At 55.0% G+C, this 19,370-nt stretch carries 21 protein-coding genes; 8 read left to right on the top strand and 13 right to left on the bottom strand.

All coding sequences use genetic code 11. From position 1 onward, the window contains the following. The first annotated feature begins 187 nt into the window (after window positions 1-187). Together hisA and gatD are read left to right on the top strand one after the other, a co-directional pair. Window positions 188-916, top strand: a complete 729-nt coding sequence (gene hisA, locus QHG98_02245; GenBank protein MDH7596552.1) for a 1-(5-phosphoribosyl)-5-[(5-phosphoribosylamino)methylideneamino]imidazole-4-carboxamide isomerase — start codon at window positions 188-190, stop codon at window positions 914-916. Window positions 917-925: 9 nt separating this feature from the next. After that, window positions 926-2,158 carry a Glu-tRNA(Gln) amidotransferase subunit GatD gene (gatD, locus tag QHG98_02250; GenBank protein MDH7596553.1) on the top strand — a complete coding sequence of 411 codons (1,233 nt, stop codon included), beginning with the start codon at window positions 926-928 and terminating at the stop codon, window positions 2,156-2,158. A gap of 124 nt (window positions 2,159-2,282) precedes the next feature. On the opposite strand, the gene QHG98_02255 is transcribed toward gatD, so the two are convergent. Continuing rightward, window positions 2,283-3,608, bottom strand: a complete 1,326-nt coding sequence (locus QHG98_02255) for a cobyrinate a,c-diamide synthase (GenBank protein ID MDH7596554.1) — start codon at window positions 3,606-3,608, stop codon at window positions 2,283-2,285. A 290-nt stretch (window positions 3,609-3,898) separates the two neighbouring features. On the opposite strand from QHG98_02255, the gene nikR reads away from it, so the two are divergent. Beyond that, window positions 3,899-4,321: a nickel-responsive transcriptional regulator NikR gene (gene nikR / locus QHG98_02260; protein ID MDH7596555.1), complete on the top strand. Its 423-nt coding sequence runs from the start codon at window positions 3,899-3,901 to the stop codon at window positions 4,319-4,321. After that, on the top strand, window positions 4,318-4,956 hold the full coding sequence (locus tag QHG98_02265; GenBank protein ID MDH7596556.1) for a fibrillarin-like rRNA/tRNA 2'-O-methyltransferase: 639 nt from the start codon (window positions 4,318-4,320) through the stop codon (window positions 4,954-4,956). The genes nikR and QHG98_02265 overlap by 4 nt, the downstream gene beginning before the upstream one ends. Here QHG98_02265 and QHG98_02270 read toward each other — a convergent pair. After that, window positions 4,949-5,704, bottom strand: a complete 756-nt coding sequence (locus tag QHG98_02270) for a S26 family signal peptidase (protein MDH7596557.1) — start codon at window positions 5,702-5,704, stop codon at window positions 4,949-4,951. The two genes, QHG98_02265 and QHG98_02270, sit on opposite strands and share 8 nt — an antisense overlap. 39 nt (window positions 5,705-5,743) lie before the next feature. Between QHG98_02270 and QHG98_02275 the strand changes: the two genes are divergently transcribed. Next, the gene (locus tag QHG98_02275; protein MDH7596558.1) at window positions 5,744-7,198 is read left to right on the top strand and encodes a DNA-directed DNA polymerase II small subunit; all 1,455 of its coding nucleotides are present in this window, start codon (window positions 5,744-5,746) and stop codon (window positions 7,196-7,198) included. 470 nt (window positions 7,199-7,668) lie between these two features. Here the strand turns inward: QHG98_02275 and QHG98_02280 are convergent, their stop codons facing one another. After that, complete coding sequence (locus QHG98_02280) at window positions 7,669-8,352, bottom strand: HisA/HisF-related TIM barrel protein (GenBank protein ID MDH7596559.1); 684 nt, start codon at window positions 8,350-8,352, stop codon at window positions 7,669-7,671. Between the two features lie 26 nt (window positions 8,353-8,378). On the opposite strand from QHG98_02280, the gene QHG98_02285 reads away from it, so the two are divergent. Then, on the top strand, window positions 8,379-9,086 hold the full coding sequence (locus tag QHG98_02285; protein MDH7596560.1) for a (5-formylfuran-3-yl)methyl phosphate synthase: 708 nt from the start codon (window positions 8,379-8,381) through the stop codon (window positions 9,084-9,086). 366 nt (window positions 9,087-9,452) lie between these two features. Here the strand turns inward: QHG98_02285 and QHG98_02290 are convergent, their stop codons facing one another. The 10 genes from QHG98_02290 to QHG98_02335 form a co-directional block, all read right to left on the bottom strand. Beyond that, window positions 9,453-9,998, bottom strand: coding sequence for a hypothetical protein (locus QHG98_02290; protein ID MDH7596561.1), 546 nt, complete (start codon window positions 9,996-9,998; stop codon window positions 9,453-9,455). Further along, window positions 9,995-11,134 (bottom strand): radical SAM protein, encoded by a 1,140-nt coding sequence (locus QHG98_02295; protein ID MDH7596562.1) that lies wholly within the window; start codon window positions 11,132-11,134, stop codon window positions 9,995-9,997. Before QHG98_02295 ends, QHG98_02290 begins: the two co-directional genes overlap by 4 nt. Continuing rightward, window positions 11,107-11,976, bottom strand: coding sequence for a polyprenyl synthetase family protein (locus tag QHG98_02300; GenBank protein MDH7596563.1), 870 nt, complete (start codon window positions 11,974-11,976; stop codon window positions 11,107-11,109). Before QHG98_02300 ends, QHG98_02295 begins: the two co-directional genes overlap by 28 nt. Window positions 11,977-12,676: 700 nt before the next feature. Then, window positions 12,677-13,150, bottom strand: a complete 474-nt coding sequence (locus QHG98_02305) for a tryptophan-rich sensory protein (protein MDH7596564.1) — start codon at window positions 13,148-13,150, stop codon at window positions 12,677-12,679. A 152-nt stretch (window positions 13,151-13,302) separates the two neighbouring features. Further along, window positions 13,303-13,668 carry a hypothetical protein gene (locus tag QHG98_02310; protein MDH7596565.1) on the bottom strand — a complete coding sequence of 122 codons (366 nt, stop codon included), beginning with the start codon at window positions 13,666-13,668 and terminating at the stop codon, window positions 13,303-13,305. Further along, window positions 13,665-14,432 (bottom strand): hypothetical protein, encoded by a 768-nt coding sequence (locus QHG98_02315; GenBank protein MDH7596566.1) that lies wholly within the window; start codon window positions 14,430-14,432, stop codon window positions 13,665-13,667. The genes QHG98_02310 and QHG98_02315 overlap by 4 nt, the downstream gene beginning before the upstream one ends. Window positions 14,433-14,508: 76 nt before the next feature. After that, entirely contained in the window at window positions 14,509-15,483 is a 975-nt protein-coding gene (gene mptA, locus QHG98_02320; protein MDH7596567.1) for a GTP cyclohydrolase MptA, read from the bottom strand. A gap of 11 nt (window positions 15,484-15,494) precedes the next feature. Continuing rightward, window positions 15,495-15,698, bottom strand: a complete 204-nt coding sequence (locus QHG98_02325; protein ID MDH7596568.1) for a hypothetical protein — start codon at window positions 15,696-15,698, stop codon at window positions 15,495-15,497. A 197-nt stretch (window positions 15,699-15,895) separates the two neighbouring features. Then, entirely contained in the window at window positions 15,896-16,654 is a 759-nt protein-coding gene (locus tag QHG98_02330) for a histone deacetylase family protein (GenBank protein ID MDH7596569.1), read from the bottom strand. A gap of 151 nt (window positions 16,655-16,805) precedes the next feature. After that, window positions 16,806-17,426, bottom strand: a complete 621-nt coding sequence (locus QHG98_02335) for a hypothetical protein (protein MDH7596570.1) — start codon at window positions 17,424-17,426, stop codon at window positions 16,806-16,808. Window positions 17,427-17,599: 173 nt separating this feature from the next. On the opposite strand from QHG98_02335, the gene QHG98_02340 reads away from it, so the two are divergent. Then, window positions 17,600-18,115, top strand: a complete 516-nt coding sequence (locus QHG98_02340) for a thioredoxin family protein (protein ID MDH7596571.1) — start codon at window positions 17,600-17,602, stop codon at window positions 18,113-18,115. 20 nt (window positions 18,116-18,135) lie between these two features. Continuing rightward, the gene (locus tag QHG98_02345; GenBank protein MDH7596572.1) at window positions 18,136-19,368 is read left to right on the top strand and encodes a cytochrome c biogenesis CcdA family protein; all 1,233 of its coding nucleotides are present in this window, start codon (window positions 18,136-18,138) and stop codon (window positions 19,366-19,368) included. The last annotated feature ends 2 nt before the right edge of the window (window positions 19,369-19,370 follow it).

A 19,370-nucleotide genomic window follows, 5' to 3' on the forward strand; every position in this document is an offset into this window, starting at 1 on the left:
CCGGCCAATGCGCAGTATCTGCTTTCTCAGCTGGTTGGGTGGTGGAGTTCTGTAGCTGCAGTATCAGGAACCGGCGTCTCCAGATATCACATGCGCTGCTATCAGGCAGTGCGCACGCAGCATCTGCTGCGCTGCACGACTCTCATGCCAAGTGTTATATCACTGCAGCTTTCATCCGGGTATTATCATGACGTTTGACATATTTCCCGCGGTGGACCTGCGCGGCGGAAGATGTGTCCAGCTCGTCCAGGGCGTGCCTGGCAGCGAGGTCGTCTCGCTGGACGATCCTCTGGGTCAGGCGGTCAGATGGGTGGAGATGGGCGCGGATCACCTGCACATCATAGATCTTGACGGCGCGATAGAGGGCGTCAGGCAGAACGCGCCTGTACTCAAAAGAATTGTAAAAGAGCTCGATGTTTTTGTGCAGGTCGGCGGTGGGATACGAAGCCGCTCAGATGTTGCAGAGGTCCTGGACACAGGTGTGGATCGCGTCATACTGGGCACGATGGCGCTCAGGGATCCTCCAGTCGTTATGCGTCTCTCGGATGAGTACGGCCCGGATCGAATCATGGTGGCGCTGGATGTGAGGAATGGTCATGTCACATCAGAGGGCTGGCAGAAAACACTTGAGTTCAGTGCGGTTGAGCTCGGCACAGTCTTCGAGAGATTCGGGGCGGGCTCGATACTCTTCACGAACATAGATACAGAGGGTCAGCAGCGCGGTGTGGATCCTGAACCTACAAGGGAGATGGTCGAGGCCGTGAGCATACCGGTCATAGCAGCAGGGGGTGTCAGCTCTATCCAGGACCTGAAACTTCTGCGAGGTGCGGGCGCGGCGGGCGCTGTTATAGGAACCGCAATATACACCGGCATGCTCGATCTGAGAGAAGCACTTGATTTTGCAAAAACGCTCTGAGGTGCGTCCATGGAGCTGGGAGACAGAGTGGCTGTGATAAAGGGAGATATGAGATACGAGGGGATACTGATGCCCTCGCGCAGCGATCATGTCGTCATAAAGCTCAGCAACGGCTACAACATCGGGCTCATTCCTGACAGGATGGAGGTTCTCGAAAAGGCGCAGAAGCAGGAGAAGCTGCCTGAGCAGATACGGATGCGCGGGGATCTGCCCCTGGTCTCGATTATTTCAACGGGCGGCACAATAGCCAGCAAGGTCGATTACAGGACCGGAGCTGTGACGAGCCAGTTCTCTGCTGAGGAGATAATCTCCGCAATACCGGAGCTTGGGGAGATCGCACGGTACCGTGCAAGGGTTCTCTACACGATACTCAGCGAGAACATGCGCGCGGAGTACTGGATCGCGCTCGCAAGGGCCGTCGCCGAGGAGATAAGGAACGGCGCGGCTGGAGTTGTGATAACACATGGCACGGATACCATGACGTACACCGCAGCTGCACTATCATTCATGCTCAGAACGCCTGTGCCTGTGGTGCTTGTCGGCTCGCAGAGGAGCTCGGACAGGCCAAGCAGCGATGCGGCGATGAACGCGATCTGCGCCTCAACTGTCGCGGTGAGCGATATCGCAGAGGTCTGCGTCGTCATGCACGGGAGCACCAGCGATGATTACTGTTTAATCCACAGGGGCACCAGGGTCCGGAAGATGCACACCTCCAGGAGGGATGCATTCCAGTCAGTCAACCACCCGCCGATCGGCAGGGTCGATTACTCAACAAGAAGGATAGAGACATTCTCAGATTACAGAAAGCGTGGTGAGTGTGAACTCCAGGTGCTCGACAGGCTCGAGCCCAGATGCGCCCTGATAAAGTACTTCCCAGGCGCTGATCCGGGGATGTTTGATCACCTCATAGAGTCAGGATATAGGGGTATCGTCATCGAGGGCACAGGGCTGGGGCATGTCGCATCGGACTGGATACCCTCAATCAAAAAAGCCACAGAAAATGGCATACCCGTGGTTGTTGCGTCCCAGTGCCTCAGGGGGAGGATATGCGACAGGGTCTACGACACAGGCAGGGACATGCTGGCTGCAGGCGCAATTGAGGCGGAGGACATGCTCCCTGAGGTGGCGCTGGTCAAGCTCATGTGGGTCCTCGCGAACACCTCTGGCATTGATGAGGCTGGGGAGATGATGTCAAGGCCCCTGGCAGGGGAGATATCCGGATCCACGCCGATGGGCGTGTGATCACAATCGGATTGCAGGCAACAGACAGAAGCGACACAGGTATCCAGCTCTCCTCTCGCGTTGCTCTGACCCCATGCTTCAAATGGGCAGCACGGGCGTGCTGCCCCTTGATTCTCATCCTCTCTCATCTTCTCCTGTAAGCCTTGCAGCTCTCCATGAACCTCTCCACAGGGAATGAGGCGAAGTGCGCGTGAAGGTATCCGCCGAGGGTCATGTTCTCTACCAGGCCGTCCATGCCGTTTGCAATTCCCTGGCCGCGCCTGAGCCTGTATGCGAGCTTTGCATCCCTGTCGCACTCCATTCTCGAATAATGGAACTCGTGCCCCCTTATCACGCTGCCCTCTGGAGCCACCGGATTATATCTGACGACGTCCGCCTCAACATAGCCCAGGGCTTGGAGGCGTCCGGTCATCACCGTCGAGGCTGGCAGGACCCCGGCCATTCTGTAGCTCCTCTCATCAAGAACGAGATGCTCTCCGAGATACATGAGCCCTCCACACTCTCCGTAGATCGGCATGCCATCAGATGCAGCCGCTCTGATCTGCTGGATGCACCTCCCGGACTCGAGCGACGCCGCATGGAGCTCGGGATACCCTCCGCCTATGTAGATGCCATCAGCATCAGGAAGTGCGTCCCGAATGGGGCTGAACGGTATTATTTCTGCCCCGGCGTACCTCAGCCGGTCGATGTTGTCCTGGTAGTAGAAGCAGAAGGCCTCATCGAGGGCGATCGCGATGCGCACACCGCTTTCTTCTCTCTCTCCGATCTCCGGCTCCGGCACAGCGATCGGGAGCGTGCATGCATCGAGCAGCTCATCCAGTAGGACGTTCTCCTCAACGAGATCTGCAAGCGCATTCACATCATGATCGATCTCGAAACCCATTGCCAGACCGAGGTGCCTGCTAGGAAGCGATATGCTCTTCCTCCTTGGAAGCGCTCCGAATATCCTGAAATTTATGGATTCTCTGAGCGCTTTCAGATGGCGCTCGCTGCCGACCTGGTTCAGTATGACCCCGGCGATATTCACAGCAGGATCAAAGGAACGGAAGCCGTGTATCAGGGCAGCTGCAGATCTGGACATGCCATGGACGTTCACCACAAGCACTGCTGGTATGCCGAGAACCTTTGCCACATGTGCAGTGCTGGCTTCGTCGGTACCACCGATCCCATCGTGGAGCCCCATGACCCCCTCGACCACCGCCACATCCGCACCTCGTATCGCAGAGAGGAACGATCGCCTCACGCCATCTGTGCCCATCATGAAGGTATCCAGGTTGCGGGAGTGCCGGCCGCATATCGCCGTGTGATGCGTCGGGTCTATGAAATCAGGCCCGACCTTGAAGGGCTGCACGATCAGTCCTCTTCTCCTCAGAGCGGCCATCAGGCCCAGCGTGACAGTTGTTTTACCAACCCCGCTGTGTGTCCCTGCGATTATAAATGCCGGCATCATGATCACATCTCTGGATTCATCGGATGAAAAAACCTCCTGCCATGGGGTTTTGAGCATGAACAGCCGAAGGAGGTGCTCAGTCGACATCCTCCAGGGAGCATGAGTCAGCAGATGTGAATATACGATCCAGCACTGAATTGTGGACGGAAGGGCAGGGTTTGTGCATCACCTGAAGTTTGCGTCACTGCGCCAGAGTGACACTTACTGAAAAAAGCTTAAATCAAAAATAGTAAGATTTTACTCCAATAGCTTTATTACTATATCTGACCGAAATAAATGGTGGTGGTTTAATGGAACAGGAACTCATGAGAATTGGTGTCTCTCTTCCGGAGAAGCTGCTGAGCCGCTTCGATGAGATAATCACCCAGAGGGGATACTCCTCGAGGTCAGAGGGGATCAGGGACGCGATAAGGAACTACATTATTCACTATGAGTGGATGAGCGATGTCGAGGGCGAGAGGGTGGGCGTGATAACCATAGTCTACTCCCACCATCAGCGCGGCCTGGTGGACAACCTGACGGATATACAGCATGAGTTTGGAAACATCATAAACTCAACACTCCACGTCCACCTGGACAAGGACAACTGCCTTGAGGTGGTGATCCTCCGTGGCGAGGGGAAGGATGTGAGAAGGGCGGCGGAGAGGATGATGGCGCTGAAGGGCGTCAAGCATGTGAAGCTCACCACAACCTCTGTGGGCGCGGAGCTATGAGGGAGATACTCCCCGGCCTTTACATTCTCAGGAAGGATCGACTGGCAACCCGCTCGCCATCTCCGGAGTCCCTCTACGGCGAGCATATCGTTGACGGCCTTAGAGTCTGGGATCCGCGGAGATCGAAGCTGGCCTCCCTTCTTTTGAGGCATCCATGCCTGGAGGGGGTGGTGCCATCCGGAAAGGTGCTGTATCTCGGCGCTGCGAACGGCGCCACAGTCAGCTACCTCAGCGATATTCTCACAGATGGACTGATCTACGCGGTCGAGATATCTCCGAGGGCGATGAGGGATCTGCTGCTTCTGGCGGAGAGGCGGGGGAACATAATACCTGTACTCGGTGATGCAGCGCGCCCTGAGACTTACCGCAGGATGGTCGAGCCCGTGGATCTCATATACCAGGATGTGGCGCAGCGGAACCAGGCAGAGATCGCATCGAGAAACGCAGCGATATACCTGAAGCCAGACGGGCTCATGGTGGTCATGATAAAGGCGATGTCCATCGACTCAACTGCGAGGGCCGCTGATATATTCGATGAGGAGGTAAAGCGCCTCAGGGGTGTGGAGGTCCTGAGAAGGGTGGACCTGCGACACCACAGGGATCACATCGCAGTCATCGCGAGAAAGCTCAGATGACGCCTCGGATCCAGTCCACGATCATCTCAGGTATTAGTCTGATATAGCCCACATACGGTATCCTGTATCTCGCGACGCCTATAACCCACTCCTTCCGCACAGGTGTCAGATAGCTTATCCCATCTGTCACATACGATGTGTTGCCCTGGCTGTAAATGACGAGGCCAGTCTCCCTGTCCACGAGGATTCCATCAGCCGTCTCCCTGAACCGCTCTGGGTGCTCTCTGATGTATGAGTAGTTCGGCACCCCCAGTATCCTTCCTGCCATCTGGTCGATGACCTCGTTGTGATCGCCCTTCGTTATGTACCCCGCGAATGGCGCTGGTGGACCGCCCTCCCACATGGGCTCGCCCTTCTCCACCCACCTCATCGCCCTGTGTATTATGGGCGTGGCCTTATCGCCACCGCTCCCGATACCCAGGATGCCAGGAATGATATCCAGCACCCCCAGCTTCTTCTTGCCATACGGGCGATAGAGTATGACATCCCCCGGATTGTTGAACGATCTGTACCCCTTCGCCTCACCCTCCTCCCATGTGATCACATCAGTTCTGGATATGCCCTGCACGATGATGATATCCCCGATGTTCATGTTCGGAACCATGCTTCCGGACTCCACTGCGACCATCGGGGTCCAGAGGCCGAGGAGCGCCTGGGAGACCAGGGAGACGCCGCCGACCACGACGACAACAAATATGATGTCCCGGACAAAGGACGGAAGACCTGCCAGCGTATTCGATAGCTTCATCGGGAGATTTATCTGGTGGAGGGTGTTATACGGCTTTCGATGCTTGAGATCGTCCAGATGTTCGCTGAGAGGGGATACCAGCTCACACCTGAGGCCCTCGAGATACTCTTGAAAAAAGACACAGGATCTATCGACCATCTGATAGGCAGTCTAGACGCCAGCACCGTAGTGGTCAGCGCTGAGCATGTGCTCTCACTCCTGGATGAGGCGAGCGGCAAGGCAGCTGGGAATGCAAAATCAGAAAAGGTTGAGGAATCTTCAGCGTCGAGCTGTGCGCCCGCGCAGAGGGGCCCCGGCGTCGAGGTCGAGGTGCTGAGGGAGATCACAGGAAGATCGACCTGTCTGGGGAACTACTCCGACTTTGTGAAGTACTTCCGGGATAGATACGCGAAGATCCACGATCTTCTGAGCAAGCGTATGAGTTCCCGCCCCATCGAAAGCCTGGGCACGCAGACCGCGGGGCGCGAGGTCTCTGTTATCGGCATGATAATGGACATAAGAAGCACCTCTCGAGCCAGAGTCGTGGAGCTCGAGGATCCCACAGGCATGGTGACAGTGCTCTTCGCCAGGGAATCACCTGCATACGAGGACTCAATGCTTCTCGTCACGGACGAGGTCGTGGGCATCACCGGAACATCAGATGGAAAAGGAAGGATATTCGCGAAGTCGATCGTCTGGCCTGATCTCCAGGCTCAGCCCCAGCCACTGTCAGCAGCATCCGGCGGAGCTCTCTTTCTATCAGACCTCCATGTGGGGAGCAGGAAGTTTCTGAGGGAGACCTGGAATCGCTTCGTCTCCTGGATATCCGGGGAGGATCCGACCGGGCTGAGCTCGAATGTTGGCTGTATCGTGATCGCCGGAGACATCGTCGATGGGATTGGGGTATACCCGGGGCAGGAGGATGAGCTCGAGATAAAGGACATCTACGAGCAGTACCAGCTGGCCGCGGATCTGATCTCAGAGATCCCCTCCGGGATAAAGATCGTGATATCCCCCGGGAACCACGATATCGTGAGGCAGGCCGAGCCGCAGCCAGCGCTGCCGAAGGAGATACAGTCGCTTTTTTCCGGCAACGTGATGTTCGTCGGGAACCCATCCTGGATAACGATCTCCTCCCGGACGGTGCTGATCTACCATGGGAGATCGATTGACGACTTCGTGCTCAAGGTTCCGGGTCTCTCATACAGAGAGCCCGAGCTCGCGATGGTTGAGATGCTCCGGCGGAGGCATCTCTGCCCGATATACGGAAACAGGGTCTCTGTCGCTCCAGAGGTCGAGGACCATTACGTGATAGACAGGCCGCCTGCGATACTCCACTGCGGGCACGTGCATGTTGTGGGAATAACGAGGTACAAGGGTGTGACGGTGATCAACAGTGGCACGTGGCAGGGACAGACAGAGTTCCAGAAGAAGATGAACATACAGCCCACTCCAGGGATAGTGCCGCACGTCGACCTATCGACGATGAAGGTCAGGAAGCTGAGGTTCACATGAGGAGCCTCTGCCCGTTTTGGCAGGGCAGGAAAGGATGCGCTGGTAGACGGATCTGTGCGGCAGAAGGCACTCATGACCAAGGCTCGCCCATGTGGATGCTCCTGTCATATTTTTGAGAATTCCTGTTAACCTCCTGTTCGGGATCTCTGAATGCTGCTGCATGCGTTTATCAGAGAAGCTTTATACCAAAAGGCCGGATTTTAGGAATCATCTTTTGTACCGCTCTTTATTCAGCAATCTGGAGGTCATAAGGGAGGTTGCTGAATGCACTCATCACCTTGCCATCGACTGCGTCGAAGATAAGTCGAAACGAGCGCACAGCATGACTTCTGCCTCTTCGGGCAATTATCAGATGATAAGAGCGTTTTGTACAAACCACCTGCAAACAACCAGCTCGCAGGTGGGAGGAAGGATGGGCCGGCAGAGGAGGCGGGTGGGAGGAGCATCGTGTTCCAGCCGTACCGTGGAGATCACCGGCGCATCATCTCGATGGGTATCGCCCCGGAGTGCACAGCGGTCGCAACGAGCACCCCCTGAACGCCGATCTCTTCGAGAGCATGAATATCGCTCAGGTCCCGGATACCTCCGCCAGCCAGAACAGGATGATCGCTCGAGGATACGGCGCGGCTCAGGAACTCGATGTCTGTACCCGCTGAGGTCCCGACCCTGTCCAGCTCAAGAATTATGATGCCAAGAACGTCGAGATCGTTGATCTCCTTTATGAGCTCCAGTGGATCCAGATCACCGCTCTGCGATATGACCCTTCTGTGCTTCATGTCCACACTCACAACTATCTCGCGGAGATCTGATGCATCTGAGATCAGATCCAGCGATGCGGTCTCAGTCCCCAGTACAGGTGCTGCAGATTCTGGAAGCAGATCAAGTTCGGAGATGCTGGAGATGCCGATGTCTGCCATGGTGGCGGATCTCGAAGATATGCTCTCGATTATATTGAGATTATCTCCGCTGCCGGAGAGCCTGTTCAGATCCGCGATGTAAACCTCCTTCGGGGCGATGGCGTCCAAGATCTCAACTGGATCCGATGTCGATACCACCCTGCTGAATGTATTTATGGGCTGATATAGAGACCTCTCCCCGCGTACCGCATGGACCACCTCACCGTTAAATATGTCCATCACGAAGATCCAACGCATCCTTATCCTCTCGGGAACTGATGAATATGAGGCTGTTGGTAAGTCCAATCAATCTGGAAGAGGCGATGGCTGCCCTGGAAGGCGGCGCAGACATAATCGATGTCAAGAATCCAAGGGAGGGCTCACTCGGGGCGAACTTTCCTTGGGCGATCAGGTCTGTGGTGGAGCTGGTCGCAGGGAGGGCGCCTGTCAGCGCCACAATAGGGGATCTCCCGTTCAAGCCGGGAACCGCGAGCCTAGCCGCTCTGGGCGCGGCAGTATCAGGCGCCGATTACATCAAGGCAGGCCTGCTGGGCGTGAGGGAGCCTGAGGAGGCGATCGAGCTTCTGAGGCCGATCGTGAGGTCCGTAAGGGATTTCGATTCGCGAAGGAAGATCGTCGCAGCAGCGTACTCAGATTTCAGGAGGGCGGGCTCGCTGCCTCCGCTGGCTCTTCCGGAGGTGGCTGCTGAATGCGGAGCTGATGTTGTCATGGTTGATACCGCCGTAAAGGATGGGAGATCCACGCTGGAGTTCATGACTGTGGATGAGCTGAAGCGGTTTGTCGAATCAGCCCACGATCTGGGGCTCGAGGCTGCTCTGGCCGGAAGCCTCGGGATGAAAGAGCTCGGGGCGATCAGATCCATATCCCCTGACATACTCGGGGTGAGGGGGGCTGTCTGCGGCGGCGACAGGAACAGCAGGATACGCGCGGAGCTCGTGGTAGCGCTGAAGAGTTCTATAGAGCGCATCTGAGGGTATGCATGCGAGAATTACAGAAGCTATATGGTGTCCCCGGCGCATGGGATTGCACATGAAAAGAAGGCCCATGTGGCGGAATCATCGGAGAAGCGAGCCCTGGCAACCTCATCCAGATGCAATCGACTTTGCCTTTCGCTCCTTTGTATTCAGCAACTTGAAAGATATGCGGACCAGTTGCTGAATGCTCTCATTCGCTTGCCATGCCATCGACTGCGTCGAAGATAAGTCGAAACGAGGCATAGCATAACTGGCGCCTCTTGGGCAAGTTATCAGATGGATAAGAGCGTTGCCTCTTTTCTGTGAGGTTATCGATCCGCCGAATCAGGGGGTTAGCAGAAAAGAAAAAGAAACGTCAGGGGATCAGCTCAGCGTCCTGGGCACGTCCTTCTTGCCCTGTATCTTCCCCGACGGCATGGATCCTGCGGGCGAGTAAGCGTCGAAGTATCCTGCAGCAGACCTGCCTCCGCCTCCGATCTGGTTAAACCTTGCGCTGTAGAACTCCACGTTTGGATACGTCACGATGTTCAGAGTGAGCATGTTATCAACAATCGCGCCATTTGCAGTGGCGATCGCATTCGAGCCCCTGACAGTGCCAGCACCGAAGACCACAGTGCCGATCTGGGCAAGGTTCAGGTTGACAGTGCCGACCATCTTCTCATCCAGAGTCCTGAGCTCGAACGACCAGTTCCCCCTGAGATCGATGCTTGTGTACGCTGTTGCGCTGCCGGTGGCGCCGCCAGTCTTCGCCAGGTACTCAGCCGTATGCTCTGGGCTCACTATGTTCATCCATCCGAGCCCCTCGCCCAGTGAATCATTATACTGCGTTGGTGTCGATTCGTACCTCTGCGCACCAGCATCCATCGCCATGAGGGCGATGATCAGAATAACAGCATAACAAAACCTCATTTCAGATCCTCCTTTTCAAAGTGAAAACTTCTGAAAGTACCATCCTTCATCTGGCATGAGCAGCGATGTCTGAACCAGCTGTATCTGCTCATCCTACTCCAGATCTTCTTAAGAGAGCTATCTATGACATTGCCGAAGCTGATCGGCATGTATGCGCATGGCATGACATCGCCGGATGGATCAACATGCATCCATCGCCTTCCCGCGAAGCATCCGAACATCTCCGGGGATAAAAGGTACGGCAGGGCTGTCACCCTCGGCCCCTCTGGACTCATGTTCTTCCTCATGTGAAACTCGGCCAGACGGTCGATATCGCTGGAGGAGAGGACCTCGTCAGCGTGATCCCTCCACCGCCCCACTGCCACTATCTCGTACAGCGAGAGTTCGTTTGCTCCGAGATCACATGCCAGGGAGTATGCGTCCTCGAGCTGGTCTATATTGTATGGTGAGACCACCATGAAGAGATCCACCAGAAGTCCGGCGCTCAGAGCGTTCTGGACTCCGGAGATGGCATCTCTGAACGCCCCTTTTCTTCCCCGGAAACGATCGTGCTGCTCCTCCACGGGGCTGTCTATGCTCACCCTGACAGCGTAAAGGCCGCTTCTCTTGAGCTCCATCGCAAGACCCTCACTCAGAGCATATCCGCTGGTGAAGCAGGTTGCAATCGCCCTGTCGTCGACGCCTGCGACCAGCTCCGGCAGATCCTGCCTCAGCATCGGCTCTCCGCCGTCGAAGGTGACGAGATACGTTCCGAGATCCAGGGACTCGGAGATGACCCTTTTAACAACATCCCCCTCCAGAACATCCCCGCTTCGCGAGGGGGCTGAGCAGTGGATGCAGCTGTTAGGGCAGCCACGGAAGACCGAGATTGAGAGCTGATCCGGGACCCTTCTGTGCATGAGATGTATCAGCTGAGCGGATATCATCCTGTCGAATGCTCTGCTGGGCACTGGCGGGATCCATGTGGAGAAGATCAGCCTGTCACCGGAGCTGATCGGCTTCTCGTTCTCGAATATCCTGTTGATCTTTTTAACGACCGGCTTCGCAACTGGGGCGAGAGCACCAGTCGCATTGAGCCTGATGCCATCATCCAGATCTACGGTTAATTTCAGAAGAGGGGATTCGGTAAGCTGCATCTCTTCACCATGCTCTCTGTCATGCTCTCCAGTATCGTGAGAAGCCGCTCCTTCATCTCCGGATCGCCACCTGCGCTGCGCAGTGATGCTCTGGCATTGCCTGTATGCTCTCTCACCGCATCAACACACATCCTCAGGGTCTCCTCTGGTCCGGAGCGCAGGCCGTGGATCCTGGGCAGGGTCATCGACTTCTTCGTGGACCTCTTTCCCTGATCGATACCGATGAGTTCCTCGAGATCATCCACTATCTGGTAGGCAAGCCCGAGCTCGAGGCCGTACCTCTCGTACAGGATCTGGTCCTCACGATCCGCGCCTGCAATCATGCAACCGAGCCTGGCAGATGCCGCGAAAAGGGATGCTGTTTTCTTTGTTATGCACTGGTAGTACTCATGCGGAGATGCTATCCTCGATAGATCTATGATCTCTCCCTCTGCCATATCCATGCACGCCTTTGAGAAGAGCCTGATTGCGGGCTCGCCGTACGAGGAGATCAGTCCTATCGACATCGATATCAGATAGTCACCACAGAGCAGCGAGGCCTCCATGCCGAATTTCCTGAGCGCGCTTGGGGCTCCACGCCTCTCCACCCCGCAGTCGAGGATGTCGTCATGTATCAGGGATGCCGCGTGTGCGAGCTCCACCGCCAGCGCAGCATCGAGCGCATCTCGTGGATCGCATCCGAATGCCTCTGATGAGAAAAGAAGTATCAGGGGGCGAACCCTCTTGCCAGGAGACATGAGCACGTACTCGATCACCTCGCCAACGTGCAGCCCGCGGGACTCATGCACCAGCGACCTCAGGCCGTCCTCGATGAGCCCGTGCTCTTCCCAGTTCGCAAACATCCAGGCACTCTCTGCGGGGAGGATATTTAGCTTTTGCGTGAATCGTCCTCTGACCAATCAAGCCGCCGCATCTATATAAAAATCAGAGAAATGTTTGTTGCTGAAATGCATGTAGTTCTCGTTCACATGCCATGATGCCGGAGTGTTTGTGATCTGGATGCTCCAGAGGCCGCTAGAAACAGCGTGCCCATTAGTATTCCGCATAAGTTGATATGATATCGCATGTCACATAAAATCATCTATGAAGTACGACATATCCAGTAGCTTTTAAACAGATTTACATGAAGTGATGCAAAGGACTATAATCCGGTATGGCTGGCAGTCTGTCCATCAGGAGTATGTGAGGATCCACAAATGGTCGCTCTCATGTGTTTGCAACATATGGATCGCGCAATTTGGTTGCTGAACGCACTTCATTGGTCATCGGTTAAGGATTTTCTGTAAATATATTGACCATGAAATTTGACAAATTGTGATCACGCCAGATTGGAGAGTCTGATTCAAATCGACCACCTGTGGACTTGAGTCCTGATAGCAGTACTGATGCGGGATAAGACTATTAAGTCCAATTCTACACATGTCGATCTTAACCGATGACGCATGGAACGCACTTATTCATTCACCAAGAATGCACAGGAGGACCGGTGCTTCTACGGGAAAGTTATCATATGGATAAAGCGCGCAAATGGTTACTATATGCTCAGTTCAACCTCCAGATTGTGTAGTTGAGGAATGCTGCAAAGCTCACCCACAGGATATAGGGTACAAGAAGAACGCCAGCCTTTCGTGATATCTCGAAGAATGCTCTCATCGTTACTATTATCGATAGCCAGAGTGCAGCTATGACCACAAGCGCATATAATGGTGACCGCAGGCCGAAGAATGCTCCGGACCACATGATGTTCAGAAGAAGCTGAAGGCAGAAGGGTATAAGGGCGCCTTTCAGTCTTTCTGCTGCTGGCTTCGAGTCCAGTATCAGGAACAGCGATATGCCCATAAGCGTGTAGAGCACCACCCAGACCACGCCTATGAACCATCCGGGCGGGGTGTAGGACGGCTTGACAAGTGTCGGATACCATGTGGTGACTGATATATCCGTGAAGTACGATCCGACGACACCCGCTAGCTGGCAGATTGTTATGCACAGAACGAGCAAGACGATTCTATCTCTCATGAAGCCACCAATTTATCTTAAATCATTTGGCTTGGATTGGCCGACGTATATCGCCGTTGCTGGAGTGTGCACGTCATGCACGTACACGATCTGAATGGCGCACAATATACACGTCAGCAACACCCGCACCAGATCTGACGAATGGTCTGGATTCAATCCTCCTCAAGCCTGCACAGCTGGCAGCTGTGATGCCACTTGGGCTCAACCTGTACCTTAACGGGGTTGCTCATGCTGTGCACACCGGCTTTCACATCCTGAATGATCCTGCGCACCTCGTCCTTGTTGCGTGATGCGATCCTTCCTACCTCTGTGCCCACAATGCCATGATGCCCCTCTGTCCTCTCGATCCTCACCACAGAATACTCCTGAGCCTCCTCACTGTCACCATCTCCGAGATACAGGAGATCGTCGTGGTAGAATCCGTAGCAAAGGGGCCATGTGTGCTCTGTCATCGCCTTCACAAGCTCATCCTCGCTCTCCAGCTCCATGTAGGAGAATATGCGGTCTGGGTGTTTCATCTTATGAACCTCCACCTTGATCTGACCATCGATGCGAGCTTTGGGTTCTTGAAACCCATGTATATCTCAGGATCTGTCGTGAACCCTATGAATGGATCGACAGAGCCCTCCTCCATATTGGCCACCCATATCTGCACTCCCTTCTCATCGAGAAGGCCCGCATGCTCCTGGTAGAACGCCATGAACGGCTCTAGGCTCTCCTCATGAGGCACAATTGCGGCCATGCTGTCGTAAAGCTCGGAGGCGAGGATGCACTCCTCCACATCGAGCATGCCGATTCTTGGATAAATGAGAACCTCCAGCCGATCCTCCCCCTTCATGAAAGACAGCCTGCCTGAACCTCTGCGGGATAGCGAGTACCCGGCCCGACCGAGGAAGTCTGCTGTCAGGTCCTCCAGGTTGGAGCGAACGAGCTCCAGCAGCTCATCCCTTGATCTTTTAAATGTCTCGTATGCCCTCTCGAAGTCCGGCCGGTCGTACTTCCCGGATAGCGGGAAGTGAAATATCCTTCCGTGGATCACTATGAAGCTGTCCAGCTTCGGTGTGTCTTGAAATACCGGATGCCCGCTCATTATGCTGGAGAATATCCCAGGCGCCGGTCTTTCCCCAACCATTCTCCTCAGAATATCCATCTCAGCATCGCTCAGGCGCGCCTCGCGAACCGCCTGGTAGATCCGGTGAAGGAGCTCGCATCTCGCGATGATTCCCCTCTCTTTCAGGAGGCTGTTTATCCTCTCCCCTATAAGCCCTATCTTGTCTGTCATGATCTCATGAAGGCTCCTTTATCGATTTCTTCCCTTTTGCGCATGTGACCTGCTGGATACCCTGCAGGAGGGCGGATTATGCTGTATCCGAGATGCCACCGCCGGTCTGGATTTCCTGCATCGCAGCGAGCTCCGCCCTCAGCTCTCCCATCTTCGCCACTCTCTCTGCGAATGCATTGTGCCTGTGTATGCTCTCCTCGTTTATCTGCTTCAGCGTGACGACCGCATCATCTGGAAGTTCTACGAAGGTTGCGACGACCCTCTGTGCCATCTCCCTGACGCAGTCCTCCACAAACATCGGGTTCATGTGCGCTCTTGATACGACAAGAGCCTCATCAGGGCGCTTCAGCAGGCCGTAGACCTTCGAGGACATCGACTCCTCTATGATTCTTATTATGCGATCTATGGAGACACATTTTCTGTCGCTGACCTCTATCGATATGCTCCCGCGGCCCCGCTGGTTATGCGTGGCCACCGGCACCCTCTCAAGAAAGCCCTCGATCGCATCCACATTCAGCCCCAGGTTGAGGAGATCCCGGCGCATCTGCTCCCTCACTATCTCCTGGGCGCAGGGGCATGCTGTTGTTCCGATGACCTCAGCGCCGACGAGCTTTTTGATGTGTGGATTGGGGCTGGTCGTGGCCCTCGCCTCCGCGAAGATGTCAACCACCTCCTGGCAGTTCACCTTCGTGGCAGGGGTCTGTCTCTTCACTATGTACTCGCTCTTCATCTTCACCTCAGCCCTCGTCGCATACTCATGCCGCTCGAGGAGACGGAGAGCGATCTTGCCGCAGAGCTCCTCTATCTCATAAACCGGCCTCGAGATCTCCTCCTCGAGAACCTCGTCGATGGCCTCGGTGTTCCTCGATAGGTTCGCACCCTTCCTGCTTGATGGCAGATCCACAAATACCTCGAAGTTCGATATGAGAACAATCGGCCTCTCGCCGCTCCTTTCGACCTTCACGAGCTTCTTCACTCCAGTCACCCCAACCCTTGTGAGGGTGATCGGGTACGCGGGGTGACAGGCCTGGACATCCGGCAATCTCTCCAACTCACTCCACCCTACTCATCATCCAGGCCGAGCTCATCCATCAGCAGCAGTAGCCTGTCGACCTCCTCAAGAAGCTCATCGAGCATCTCCGAGATCCGGCAGTCCCTTTCGTTTATGCCATCAAGAATGGACTCAAGCTCGGCCCGAACACTCTCATCATAGCCTGTGAGCATCAGCTCACGAAGCTGCCTCTCGATATAGTCTGGATCATGCATGTGGCTGTCCTCACAGTAAAACCTGTGCCAAAGATATTTGAGCCTTTTCTGATGGGTTAAATGAGAATTCCTAAGAACCAGCTTTTTTGATATAAAACAGCATCTATACAATTACTTATCGACATGGGCGAATCGTGAAAAGGGGGTTAATAGGAATACTCAAATGAATGCCCCAAGATCGCAGGCTCTGCATTCGATCAATCAAATCCAGAAACGAAGCTCCTGATGCAGTATCTCAGATCCTGATGGTAACCTCCCTCGAGGAGAGCGAACCTGCGCCCATCGCACCTCTCCTCAGATGCGTCTCTTATGAGGGAACCGATCTTCCTGTAGTCATCCATATCGAGCATGCCGCCCCAGTCAAGGCGGTACGTGTCGAATCCAGCTGATACGCATATGATGTCGTACTCATGGGATTCGAGCGCATTCTCCACCTGCTCGATGTATCCGATGCTATCGAGCTTCAGGTAATCGAAGTTAACGTCCATGGCGCCGATGTTGACGACGCTCACATCCGGATCCCATCGAAATACGCTCACAGTGCCGTCGCCGAAATGCAGGTCGATGTCCAGTATCAGAACCTTATGGACATGCTGCCTGATGGCCCTCACAGCTATGGCCATGTTGTTGAAGAAGCACATGCCCCATGAATGGTCAGAGGATGCATGATGCCCTGGCGGGCGGATCAGCCCGAAGGCCGGCTCTCTCAGGGAAATCCTCGCGGTTGCAACAGCACCACCTGCTGCAAGAGCCGCGGCCTCGTAGAGGCCTCTCATCGCGACTCGCTCGATATGCCCCGCGGTATGTACCGCAGCGATCTCCTCGCGGCTCGCCGGAGCTGGCTCGAAAAACTCGTACCCTGAGAGTTCCTGAGCTGCGAGCCTGACCCTGTCAGGATTCTCAACCGGATTTGTGGGGTACCGTTCCTCAAAGCCCCTGCTGTATACAACGATCATCTAATCTTCCGTCTCTGTCAGCCGGGTGCTCACACCACTGGGATCAACAGCATACTCCACATAGGAACGCCGGTGAATGCCGGTTGCTGAAAGTCCGCGATGCTGATCCAGGACACAGGCTGTATGCTCTTGAAAACATCTGGATTCTCGCTCAGGCGCAGGGGAGCGTCAGCGGTGGATTCTCACCGACCTCTATCTCCTCACGTATATTGACCTCGCCTATGTAGAGGCCGCCCATGAGCATGTTTGTTGTCCTGTCTGTTTTGTTGACGAACCTCGCCCCTATCCTGGCAGTGCCGTGGAGATATGAGTTGATCTGGTAGAGCGAGACATTCTCGCTCTGATATATGGTGGTGTCCTTGACGAGATCCCTTATGGAGGAGTAGCTCTCTGAGACCACGCTGCCGATATCGTAGTTCTTTGCGCAGAGCGCGTTCTTCAGATCGCTCTCAGATGGTCCCTCTGAGTACGGATGGTACTCGAAGTAACCCCATTCGTTGAAGTACATCTCGCTCTCGTCAGATGTGTTGCTGCTCCAGAAGTCGATCGTCTGCCTTCTTGAGACAGTACCGCTCCCCCGAGTCCCAACAACCAGCTTCTGCCCCTTGAACCCGTAGTCAGTCTCGTATATCTTTGTCTCGTCCATATAGCCGTTGACAAACAGATACGAGTGCTGGGTCAGGGTGCGGTTGCCTCCACCGGATGCGGGGCCCACACTGAGGCATATCAGGACCAGCATGAGCACTGAAACCACGGCAGTGAGACGCTTCATGACAGAAACCTCTTTCAGATCTCGTTGGAGTGACATGCGATCCACAGCATCTCCTCGATCTGAAGGAATAGATACTTTGCGGTCCGCTTCATATCCATATATGTTGAACCGAAATTGATTTATGTGGACTCGCCAAAGCAGTGCTGGTGCGGAGAGGCCGCACTGGGGGTCATATGTTGAAGCCATACAGCTTGATGGCGGTTCTGCTGATGCTCTCGCTCTCAGCGATGGGGGCAGAGCATTCTGTCGGCACTGGAAAGGACGACTGGTGGATATCGTATCCTGATGATAATACAAATGCAGGCGGCTCCGTGAATCATCCAGCGTGGGTTCTGAATGCGCTGAAAGAGGGGCCGGTTCTGATCTTCGTCCATCTGAACTGTGATTACTGTGCACCACAGAAGGAGGCGGTTGATAAGGTGATGCAGGATTACTCCGGAGATGTGACGCTCTTTGATCTGGCCGGAGATTCTGATGTGCGGGCTGCTGATGCCATTGTCTACGATCCGGATGGCGGAAAGGCCCTTGTGCCGCTCACAGTGGTGGTCACCCTCGTGAATGATGATGGCGATGTGAGGGTTGGATGGCACAGCTCTGAGGATATCACCGGGGAGGACTGGATCAGATCTTACCTGGACGACGCTATCGCTCTGTACGATGAGAACAGAGACGGCTGGGCTGGAGCTTGATGCGTTCGATCCTTCATTTTTTGGCGGTCCTGCTGATCTGCTCTCCATCTGTTGCGTGGGCTGCATCGGGGAGCACAGAGGGGCCATCTATTCTCTACATCACAAACATAGAGAGCCCGATATGCAGGGAGTGCGAGGAGGTCCTCTCCGCACAGACCGCTGAGATCGCAAGGCTCGCGGCAGAGCACCCTGATGCTGATATCAAAACGATAAACATACGGAAGAATCCATACTCAGCGAACGGCAGCTCTCTCGCCCTCTCATGGTGGGGGGTGAATGTGACATGGCCCTGGACAGAGGACTTCCAGCCGTATCCTGCCGCGGGACGGTACAGGGACTACTGGTCCTCTGGCACGGGCTTCTCGAACCCGACGATAATAATATTGAATTCCGATGGTGATGTGGTCAGGGTCTATCGCGTGTACCAGATAGGGAGGGGGCTGATCGACGGCATCCAGAGCTCCGAGAAGCTCTACGCTGATCTGATGAACGCTGATGAAAACAGCCCGGGCTGGCTTTCTGCCTCAAGCGCGGGGACCTCTGCCCTCGGCATGTTCGCGCTCGGGATAATGACATCGCTCTCTCCATGCTCTGTGGCTCTTCTTGCAGCTCTCTTCTCCTACATAGTATCGAGAAGGAGGCGTGATGAGGGTGCAGATGATTACAGAGAGGGCCTCGCAATAGGGCTGTCGTTCACAATCGGCATGGCAGCGGTGTTTTTTGTGATCGGTCTCTTCGTATCCCAGCTCGGCATCTTCATGCGCAGCTCCAGGTTCTTCGATCTCGCTGCTGGCATGCTGCTGATCATTCTTGGGGTGAACAGCATCACCCCTCTGGGCGAGTTTGTGGGCTCGATCTTCAGATTCAGGAGATCTGGAAAGAGCTACCTCGAGCGCGTGATCAACGTGTCCTTAAAGATATTCGAGCGGTCTTCGACCCTTGGCGCGTTCTTCCTCGGAGCATTCTTCTCTCTTGGCTGGGCTCCATGCGCGATATCGCTTGTGTTTCCAGTGATAATCTGGCTCGTCTCACAGGACGTCTCGCCACTGGGTGGGGGTGTAATGCTCTTTGTATTCGGACTCGGACACGGGGTGCCTGTGATACCGATGGCAGCGCTCTCGCGGTCTGCTGCGGCCAGGATAGCAGACAGATACATATCAGCAGGCAGCTACATCACAAAGATCTTCGGGATTCTTGTTGTGCTCCTCGGAGTGCTGTTCGCAGCAAGATACTTCGGCTATGCGCTGTGGTGATA

The organism is Methanothrix sp. (assembly GCA_029907715.1).
In the GTDB taxonomy this organism is placed as follows: Archaea; Halobacteriota; Methanosarcinia; order Methanotrichales; family Methanotrichaceae; genus Methanothrix_B.